Annotated in this window: 7 protein-coding genes and 1 CRISPR repeat array; all 7 genes read right to left on the bottom strand. The window is 69.0% G+C overall.

Features of this window, described 5'->3' with window-relative positions; genetic code table 11:
• Nucleotides 1-489: 489 nt before the first annotated feature.
• Nucleotides 490-962: a CRISPR direct-repeat array (repeat unit 37 nt; unit sequence GTTGCGATCCTCGCCAGCCCCGGAGGGCTGGCGCTGC).
• 146 nt (nucleotides 963-1,108) lie between these two features.
• From cas2 to cas3, 7 genes are read right to left on the bottom strand one after another with little or no spacing between them, the layout of a single operon-like run.
• A complete protein-coding gene (gene cas2 / locus ACFP3R_RS37230; protein WP_380643700.1) occupies nucleotides 1,109-1,399 on the bottom strand; it encodes a CRISPR-associated endonuclease Cas2 in 291 nt (96 codons plus the stop codon).
• Nucleotides 1,399-2,415, bottom strand: coding sequence for a type I-C CRISPR-associated endonuclease Cas1c (gene cas1c, locus ACFP3R_RS37225; RefSeq protein ID WP_380643698.1), 1,017 nt, complete (start codon nucleotides 2,413-2,415; stop codon nucleotides 1,399-1,401). The genes cas2 and cas1c overlap by 1 nt, the downstream gene beginning before the upstream one ends.
• Complete coding sequence (gene cas4 / locus ACFP3R_RS37220; protein ID WP_380643695.1) at nucleotides 2,408-3,037, bottom strand: CRISPR-associated protein Cas4; 630 nt, start codon at nucleotides 3,035-3,037, stop codon at nucleotides 2,408-2,410. Before cas4 ends, cas1c begins: the two co-directional genes overlap by 8 nt.
• A gap of 11 nt (nucleotides 3,038-3,048) precedes the next feature.
• Entirely contained in the window at nucleotides 3,049-3,966 is a 918-nt protein-coding gene (gene cas7c / locus ACFP3R_RS37215; protein WP_380643694.1) for a type I-C CRISPR-associated protein Cas7/Csd2, read from the bottom strand.
• The gene (gene cas8c / locus ACFP3R_RS37210; protein ID WP_380643692.1) at nucleotides 3,963-5,783 is read right to left on the bottom strand and encodes a type I-C CRISPR-associated protein Cas8c/Csd1; all 1,821 of its coding nucleotides are present in this window, start codon (nucleotides 5,781-5,783) and stop codon (nucleotides 3,963-3,965) included. The genes cas7c and cas8c overlap by 4 nt, the downstream gene beginning before the upstream one ends.
• Nucleotides 5,783-6,448 carry a type I-C CRISPR-associated protein Cas5c gene (gene cas5c / locus ACFP3R_RS37205; RefSeq protein WP_380643690.1) on the bottom strand — a complete coding sequence of 222 codons (666 nt, stop codon included), beginning with the start codon at nucleotides 6,446-6,448 and terminating at the stop codon, nucleotides 5,783-5,785. The genes cas8c and cas5c overlap by 1 nt, the downstream gene beginning before the upstream one ends.
• Nucleotides 6,442-8,613, bottom strand: a complete 2,172-nt coding sequence (gene cas3 / locus ACFP3R_RS37200; protein ID WP_380643688.1) for a CRISPR-associated helicase Cas3' — start codon at nucleotides 8,611-8,613, stop codon at nucleotides 6,442-6,444. Before cas3 ends, cas5c begins: the two co-directional genes overlap by 7 nt.
• Between the last annotated feature and the right edge of the window lie 1,143 nt (nucleotides 8,614-9,756).

Raw genomic sequence — 9,756 nt, 5'->3', positions numbered from 1 at the left:
AATTCGAAGCAATCATGACCACGCCAGCCAGCCAGGCTGCGTGACTACCGCTGTCACCTACTCGTGCAGCAGACCCAGCCTCGCATCGTCCGCAGCTACTTCCAGGCACCGCACGTCCGCTACGCCATCGTGTAGGCAACCGAACACTTTCGACCCAATATCAGGTTCGTATCTTCGATTCCTCGTCCAAGCCGATCTGCTCCCGTTACGATCCTCGCCAACCCCAGAGAGCTGGCGCCGCACCACGCCGACCGGCGGGTGAACACATACAGCACTTTGCGATCCTCGCCAGTCCCGGAGGGCTGACGCTGCGGTCGCGAGTTGCTCCACCCGACCACCCAGCCCGAAGTTGCGATCCTCGCTGGCCCTGGAGGGCCAGCGCTGCTCGACGTCCTGCTCGGCCAGGTAGGCGTACAGGTCGTTGCGATCCTCGCTGGCCCTGGGGGCCAGCGCTGCCGCTGGCGACGTAGGACCCGCGCAGTGCGGTCAGGTTGCGATCCTCGCCAGTCCCGGAGGGCTGGCGCTGCCCGGCCCGGCTACTGGGAACCCGGCGGCGCCGGTGAGTTGCGATCCTCGCCAGTCCCAGAGGGATGGCGCTGCGCGAGGCGGACGGGTTCGCCTTCGGTGGCCCAGTGGTTGCGATCCTCGCCAGCCCTGGAGGGCTGGCGCTGCACGCAGCCCGCTCCGCGCGAGACGGACCCTTCGTGTTGCGATCCTCGCCAGCCCCGGAGGGCTGGCGCTGCTGCGGGCAAGGCGGTGTCCGACGCGCTGCGCGAGCAGTTGCGATCCTCGCCAGCCCCGGAGGGCTGGCGCTGCGATGGGGCGAAACGTGTTGTCCGTCTGGTCTTCCGCGTTGCGATCCTCGCCAGCCCCGGAGGGCTGGCGCTGCCGCCGGGTCCACCACGCTCGACGACGGCGACATCGAGTTGCGATCCTCGCCAGCCCCGGAGGGCTGGCGCTGCGCTGCATGAACAGCGACTGCGTTCTTCGCAGGTAGGCGCGGCTGCGCTCAGTTCCAACTAGTGGGATGACACGCCGTAATGAAGTTCGGAACCTCGCGGCGTGTTGGCACACGTTTGGGGTTCCGAAGTGGGAGCGGCGGCTTCGTCTAGATGATCAGAGGATCGTGGTGTGCCGCGTCGACGGCTGCTCCGAGGTGTTTGGCGCCGCCGAAGGTACCGCGGTCGAGGTGGTAGACGCGTACCGAGTCGCGGCTGGCGTCGATGGTGGCCTGGAGGCGTGCTTCGAGGTGCAGCCTCTGGGATGGGGTGCAGACGACTTCGAAGACCGATTTCTGGACCCTGTGGCCGATGCCTTCACAGATTTTGGCGACTTGGCGCAGGCGGCGTTCGCCTTCGGGTGTGGTGGTGTTGACGTCGTAGGTGATGAGCAGTTCCATCAGGTGATCGTCCAGGGTTGGTAGGTGTCGGTTGTTCCGCGGAGGTGGCGGGTGAGCAGGCGTGCCTGGACGAGGGGGATGAGCGCTGCGGGGATGTCGCGTCCGAGGTGGGCGTGTGGCCAGGTCCGCTCGCGGGCTTTGCTCCAGTGTTCGAGGAAGGTCTTGCGTCCGTCCTCGGTGAGTTGGACGGCGCCGCCGGGCAGGGTTTCGGTGTGTCGGTCGGTGATCTGTCCGCGGTTGAACAGGGTGAGCACGAGGCGGTCGACCAGTAGTGGTCGCAGTTCTTCCATGAGGTCGAGTGCGAGTGCCGGTTTGCCTGGCCGGATGCCGTGGAGGTAGCCGATGAAGGGGTCGAGTCCGACTTGTTCGAGGGCGCCCTGGACGGAGACGCGGAGCATGCCGTAGCCGAAGGAGAGCAGGCAGTTGACGGGGTCGGTGGGTGGTCTGCGGGTTCGGCCGGTGGCCACGCCGGGTGCGAGTTGGTCGAGTGCTTGGAAGTAGGTGCGGGCGGCTTGGCCTTCGATGCCCAGGGTTTGGGACAGGGTGGTGGCTTCGGCGAGTTGGGTGAGGGCTTGGGCGTGGTCCTGAGCTGTGTCGCGCAGGCGTTGCTGTCTGGCCTCGGTGGTGTCCCTGGCGGCGCGGAGCAGGAGTTGTCGGTAGTTGTGCAGCTTGCCCGCGATGAAGCTCTTGGCGAGGTGGAGTCGTGGTTCGGGGTTGTCGTGGATGCGGACTTGGGCGAGTCGGAGGTGGGGGTTGCCGGTGTGGGGTCCGCTGGTGCGGGCGAGGAATCGGCCGTTGCGGGTGACCCAGGTGATGGAGCGGCCGTCGGCGGCGCAGCGGTGGAGCAGGTCGTCGGTCAGGGAGACGCCGTTCCAGGCGACGATGTGGTCCAGGCGCACGAGAGGCAGGAGGTGGCGTCCCGGCTTGTCGGGGTGTGCGATGCGCAGGGCGTCGCCGTCGAGGTGCAGGCTGGTGCCCGGGGTGGTGGCGAACAGGGTGCGCAGGAGTTCAGTCAAGCCAGTCTCCGTCGGAGCGTGGGGTGAACAGGTCGGCGCTCCCGGGTGTGGTGGCGGCTTCGGGTAGGCAGCCGGGCCGTAGTGAGCAGCGGTGGCATCGCCTGTCGTTGACCGGCGGCGGGAGAACGCCGTCCTGGAGCAGTGCTCGGACCGCGCGGGCGGTGCGGGCGACCTTGTCCTCGTCGACGAGGACCTCGTGGCGGCGCCGGTCCCGCCCGGAGAAGACGACTCCGTGCGGGACCGGCGCCGCGAACATCTCGCGCAGGCAGATGACCTGGGCGGCGACTTGCAGGTCGGCCGGGCCGCCGGGGTGGTAGCGGCCTGATTTGTGTTCGACGGGTGTGGGTCCGTCGTCGGTGAACTGGACGGTGTCGCAGACGCCGTGCACGCCGATCGTGTCGCTCCACACCGGTAGCGAGTGCCAGATCTTGTGTCCTCGGCGGTCGTTCCGCGTCCCGGCCTTGTCGACGGCGGCGTGGGCGAGGTCGCCGCGGACGGTGTCGATGTTGGATTCGAAGTAGCCGTCGAGGTGGATCAGCGCCGCCTGCCTGGGGCAGTAGGCGTGGTGCTCCAGTGCGGAGATCGGGATGCTGATCGTGGTGTCGGCTGGTCGGTCGTGCACGGCGTCGGGCCTCAGGCGATGAGCTTGGTGAGGGTGACGCCGGTGGGCAGGTTGTTGTCGTCGACGGAGACGACGTAGTCGCCGAACGCGCGGGGCGGGGCGGCGGGCGTGGTGGGCTCGTCGGGTGAGAGCGGCCGGGCGGGCAGGGCGGTGACGCGTTCGGTGAGGCGGTGGGCGGGGGCGGCGCCGAAGGCGTCGGGGTGGGTGAAGACGTAGAGGCCGCGGGGGGTGAGGGTGCCGCGGGTGGCGGAGCGGTCGTGGTCGAACATCATCTCCAGGGTGCGGTAGAGCAGTTCGAGGTCCTTGACGTCCACGCCGGTGCGGGTGCCGCGGGTGGCGGAGTAGTAGAGCTCGACGCGGTAGAGGCCGTAGGGGACGGTCCACTTGCCGCCCATTTCGGTGGTCTCGCCCTTGTCGATGTCCTCCTGCTTGGTCTGGGTGACGCGGGTGATGGCGTGGTCGGCGGGGACGATCGGGTCGATGCTACGGGCCATGCCGACCTGGAGGGGGCCGCGGACCTGGCCGAGGGCGCCGGTCTTGCCGACCGAGAGCACGGCGCCGAACAGGCGGATGTCGACGTAGCGGTCGCAGAGCCAGGCCCGGGCCTGGTCGGCCTGTTCCTGGTTGATCTTGGTTTTGCTGTCGAGCTTGAGGCCGTTGGCCTCGTAGGAGGCTTCCAGGCGCGGGTTGAGGGCGTGTCCGGCCTGCACGAAGATGCCGTAGCGGGGATCGTCGCCCGCGGCGAGGGCGAGGGTGTCGCGGATCTTGCGCTTGAGCGCGACGTCGGTGACCAGGCCCTGTCCGGTCTCGTCGTCGGTGCGGGGGCGGTTGCCGGCGTCGGGGTCGCCGTTGGGGTTGCCGTCGGTGACGTCGAACAGGAAGACCATGTCGTGGCGAACGGTGGGGTCGAGGTGGGGCTGGGTGGTCATGCGGGGATCTCCTGGGCGGCGTCGACAGCGGTGTGGTCGGGGGTGGTCTGGTCCGGGGCGGTTTGGTCGGGGGTGGTGCCGGCGGCGCGTTGTTCGGCGCGGCGGCGCAGGGTGCTGAACCGGTGGGCTCGTTGGTGGTGGTAGCCGAGGAGGAACAGGGCCTGTTGGGCGGGGTTGGCGTGGCTGGGGATTCCGGTGCCGGCGTCGAGCAGGCCGAACAGTTCGTCGAGGTCGCGGCGGTGGTTGACGCCGGTGCCGCGGCGGGGGCCGCGGAACTTGCGCAGCCAGGCGTCGGCGAGTTTGCGGCCGGCGATGAGGGCGGAGCGCGGGTTGGTGACGGCTCCGGCGAAGAAGCGGTTGGCGTAGGTGGTGTTGAGTTTGCCTTCGAAGGCGTCGTGTTGGACGGCGTCCAGGGCGGCGAACAGGCGGCCGGCGACGTAGGCGGGCTCGGTGTTGGTCGGGTCGAGTCCGGGCATGGGGTTCTCCGGGGTGTGGGGCGAGCGCATCAGCGCCAGGTGGATCAGTGCGGCGCGCGGGGTGTCCAGGCGCCCGTCGGTGCGGACCCGGTTGATTACGTGGGTCAGCAGGGAGGGCGGCAGGGGGATGTCGCGCATCGCGGCGCGGAGCAGGTCGCGTTGCACGCCGTCGGGGCGGTCGGCGCCCTTGGCGCCGAGGAAGGCGTAGCGCTTCTCGGTGCGCAGCCATCTGCCGGTGACGCGGACGAGGCGTTCCAGGCTCTGGCGTTGGGGTTCGCCGGGGTGCAGGGTGGCCATGTCCAGGTCGGTGAACCAGGAGGCGACGTTGTCCTCCATCGTCGTCAGTGGCATCTCCAGCCAGTCGCGGACCATGACGCGGGCGATGTTGCCCCCGACGGTCAGGGCGCAGAACTTTGTCTTGTCGACCTCGCGGGGTCTGCTGCCGGTGCGGATGGAGCGGATGAGGTCGGCCACCTGGTGCGGGTCGGCGCCGAGGATGAGCCTCATGGGGTTGCGTTTGACCGGGTTGGTGACCCACCAGGCCAGTCGGCTGTCCTGGCCGCCGAAGGAGGCGGTGTCGGGTGAGTTCAGGACGCGGACCAGGCCGGCGGAGAGTCCTTCGCCGCAGGTGATGCAGATCGGGGAGCAGGTCAGCTGTGTGGTCAGGTCGTAGCCGAAGACGCGTTCGTTGATGCTGACCAGTGCCGCGTCGTTGGAGGCCCTGGGAACCAGGCGGGCGGGGACTTTGCCGGGCAGGGTGTCCAGCAGCGGGCCGGTCCTGCCGCACACCAGGCACAGCCCTTCGCGACCACCGCCTTTGCGGCGGGCGACCTCGGCGGCCCAGAACGACGCGACCGAGGGCGCGCGGTAGACGGACGTGCCGTCGACGGTGATCAGGACCCGTTGTTTGGAGGCCACAGCCGGGTCGGGCGTCATGTCCGCCGGCGCACCGGAGGCGTAGAAGGAGGCGACGGCGTGGGCGATGGGGTCGTCGCGTCCCTCGGGGCTGTCGGCCCAGCGCCGGGTCAGGTCGACGAACGCCTCGTGGCACTGCCGGACCCGGTGCGGTTTGCTGTCGGCGTCGGCCCAGCCCAGCACGTACTGGACGTCGTCGGCGGCGAGGTGGGGGGCCACGCCGACGGTGCGGACCACCGCGGGCACGGTGTGCTCGGCGCCGCGTGGCCGTCCGGCCGCATCAGGCGCCACCAGCGATTCCAGTCCTTGGCCGGCCAGGGCTCCGTCGGCGGTGAGGCGCAGCTCCAGGTCGAAGCGCAGCGCGCGGTGGAACGGCTTGGCCGACGGGTCCTGGGCGGCGTGGTCGACCAGTCGTTTGACCAGCATCAGGCGGCCCCGGTGGCGGGGATGCCCTGCTCGGGGACGGTGAGCACACCGTCGACCAGTTCCGCGTCGAACCAGGTGAACGAGGGCGGTGTGGTCGAGTGGTCCACCGAGTGCAGCATCAGTCCGAGCTTGTCGGTGATCGGCTGGGCGGGCCGGTCGTCGGGGTCGCCGAAGAAGGCGCTGAACTCGCGGACGCCGAGGTAGGGCTGGGAGAAGCAGCTGCCGCGGGTGACGCGGCGGCGGAACTGGTCCCGGTAGGCGGCCTCCGGCTTGTCCGAGATCTGCTTGGGCACGGCGTGGGCGTGGATGCGGTAGGCGACGTCGCGCAGGCACACGGCGTTGCGCTGCACCCGGTTGGCCACCGTGTTGATGCGGCGACGCCCGGAGGCCGCGTCGGCCAGGGAGGCCAGGTCGGTGGTCTCGTTGCGGCGCTGGGTGAACTGCTTGATCTCCGCCAGCACCTCGATGGCCACCACCTCCCACCGGAACTGCGGCTTCCAATAGATCGACTCCAGCACCCCGACCGCCGCGGACGGCGTCATCACCGGGTAGGAAACCCGCTCGACCTTCAGCTCCGGACGCGTGAACAGCGCCGCCTCCCCCCACACCTGCACGACCACCGGCGGCGCGCCCGCCGCCGACCTGCGCAGTTCAAGGTTCACCACACCGTGTCCTCTCCGATTGCTTCCTCGTCCACCCCGACACGGGCGTCGTAGTCGCCCTGCCACTCCCACAGGTCGCCCTGGCCGGCGATCACCGGCCGGCACAGCGCCCGCACGTGCGGCGCCTCGGCCACCACGCGGGGCAGCGACACCATGTGGCCGCGCAGCTCACGCAGCACCTGCCCCAACGCCCCTGTACCGGTGCGCAGCTCGTCGATCATGTCGGCCACCCGCGCCTGCGGGTCGTGCCCGGTGACGATCACCGTCACCGGGTCCTCGTCGATCATCCGGAAGGCCAACCGGCGGTCGCGCGGCGAGCCGGCGCCGTCGCGTTCCGGGCCGTGGGCCACAGCCGGGAAGTCCAGTTCGGCCCGGTGCCACTGGATCACCCGGCCTCGTTCCGCCTCGTCGAGGTTCAACCCGGTGTAGAGCGAGCGGTAGTACCGGTCCAGCAGCACCGGATCGTCCGGGTCCCGTCCCGGCCCGAAGATCGACAGGGTCTTATCCACCCCCGCCCGGTAGAACCGCGGCACCGGAGCGTCGGAGGCGTCGAACACCACCACCCGTCCCAGACCGGGCAGCCGGCCCTCCCGGTTGGCCCGCCCCGCCGCCTGCTGCAACGACTCCGCCGGGGCCAGGGCACGGAACACCACAGGGAAGTCCACGTCCACCCCCGCCTCGACGAGCTGGGTCGACACGACCAGCACCGGCTTGTCCTCGTCCAGCAGCACGCGGACCCGCTCCAAGGTCGTCTCGCGGTGCCGCGGGCACATCCGCGTCGACAGGTGCACCACCTCGACGTCCGCCCGTTCGGCGACCAGCCGGAACAACCGGCGGGCCTGACCGACGGTGTTGACGATCGCCAGCGCCTGCCTCTCCCCCGCGATCCGGTCGGCGACCTGTTCCAGGGTCGGCTGCGGATCGATCCGCCACTCGTAGCGCACCCGCTTGAGCCGGGTGAACAGCTCCACCGGGGCCTGCACCAACGGCTTGACGTCCAGCGACTCCCACACCCGCAGGTGTTCAAAGCTGGGCTGGGTGGCCGAGGCCAGCAGCACCGTGGTCTTGAAGTGCGTGGACAGCACCCGCAACGCGTCCAGGATCGGCACCAGCAACGGCATCGGCAGCGCCTGCACCTCGTCCAGCACCAGCACCGCGTTGGACAGGCGGTGCAGCTTGCGTGACCGGGCAGGCTTGTGTCCGAACAGCGAGTCGAACAACTGCACCGTCGTGGTCACCACGAACGGCCTGTCCCAGTTCTCCGCCGCCAGCCGCAGCCGCCGGTCGTCCAGCTCGGCGTTCGAGTGGTGCTCCAGCACCACCTCGTCACCGAGCAGGTCCCGGTAGACGCCCGCGTTCTGCTCGGTGATCGTCGTGAACGGCACCGCCACGATCACCCGTGCCTTGCCGTGCCGGGCGGCGTGGTGCAACGCGAACCCCGCCGCGGTCATCGTCTTACCGGAGCCCGTGGGCGCCGGAAGCCGGTAGATCCCCGACTCCCCCAGCGCCAACCGCACCGCGTCCTCGTACAACGCGGCACGCACGCCATCCACCTCGGACGGAGCGTTGGTCTTGCCGCGCTTGTCCAGGAGAGCCAGACGGTTGGTCTCGAACCGGCGGACCAGCTCGTCCATGTCCGCAGGAGCAGCGACACGAGGACCGGTCAGTCCCTCGGCATGAGCGGCGGTGTCGAGGTGGTCGGCGTCGACCAACGCCGAGAACACCATGCGGATCCCCATCTCCGCGACCAGTTCCGACTCCGACCACGCCGACGGCACCAGCTCGGGCCCGGTAGCCAACGCCCTGGCCTCGGGAACCTCGGCGAAGAACCGCTCCAGCGTGTCGGCGTCCCCGGCCTCCGGAGCCAGGGCGTGCAGCGACTGCACCCGACCGAGCCCGCCGTGGTGACCCAACACCGCCATCGCCGCCGCGAGCGCCCGCCCACGCACCAACAACGCACCGACACGTTTATGGTCGATCCCCACCCGACCACCCGTCGGCGCGACCCGCGCCAACTTGTCCTGCCAATCCACCGCGCACTTACCGGCGTCATGTACCAGACCCAAACTCCACGCCAACTCACCCGCACCGAACGGAGCCGCAAAAATACGGGCCGACCGCGCCGTCGAACGGACATGCTCGGCCAACCCGTGCCACTGACCTGACACAGGGCTAGGACTATGCGCCCACACCGTGAAACCCTTTCACATCGTCGTCCCCCGACGAACGACGCGAGGCTAGAGATGACCACCGACAAAAACCGGAGCCCCGACTCGTTCCACTGCCGAGATCACTCGAATGGAGCAGCATCCGTCGGAGGCAGCCCTCAGGCCGCCCCCGACGGATAACCATCACTCAAGATCGACGAGCAGACGGACAGAACAAGTTGCGATCCCCACCACCCGACAGGACGGCGCTACGACAAACCACACAACCAAAGTTCTTGTTGTGTCCTAGCTGCCCGTAGTAAGTGAGCACGACTCAAGGTTGCAGCTGACCCGGCTTCTCCAGTACCGTCGCCGCCCCATACCACCACCTGCAACAACGAGCCGACCACCCCACACCGCCAGGAGGCACCCATGCCAAGAACGACCACTCCCGGCGACGACCGATAGTCGACTCAGACCACCCCACCGGGGAGCCCACGACGAACCGGACGCCCGACCCGATGCCTCAGACCCGACACCACCCCATCCACACGGGTGGTTCGGGTACGCGATCTCCGACAAGAAGCACACTCAAAACGCCCAGAAACTGATCCGAACCTTGACGGCAAGCTCTTTGGCACTGCTGACCTCAGGCGCTATCGCTGTATATGCAATACTAAAAGACCTCCCATGAAGTGAATCGGCAACACTCGGGACACCCACGGCAGAACGTAAGACTCTCACCAGCCGCAAAGACCGGTACGGGTGCCGGATGTGCACATGGGATCGTCCACACGGTCAGCCCTGACGCCTATAAGCGCGTCCCCTACGGCGGAACAGCACCACCTACATCCATCACAATAAGGTTACACGAAGGGCGATGGTCACGACCTTCGCCCGAGCAGAGGCCAGCCCTGCATGATGCCCCTGGCCTGGACTAATAGAAGTTATTGCAGTGCTCGCTGGCCCTGGAAGGCCAGCGCTGCGGGATCATCCGGCCGTCCGGGTAGACCAGCCGTTCGTTGCGATCCTCGCTGGCCCCGGGGGGCCAGCGCTGCAGCCAACGCGGACGCGACCGTCATGCCCTCATTGCCGTTGCGATCCTCGCTGGCCCGGAGGGCCAGCGCTGCCGGCCCGACTGCCCCGGCGCGGCCGAGGTGCTGG

The organism is Saccharothrix lopnurensis (genome assembly GCF_042658445.1).
Lineage (GTDB): Bacteria > Actinomycetota > Actinomycetes > Mycobacteriales > Pseudonocardiaceae > Actinosynnema > Actinosynnema lopnurensis.
Note: the sequence above shows the minus strand (reverse complement) of the source record. Positions and strands in the feature narration are given on the sequence as shown.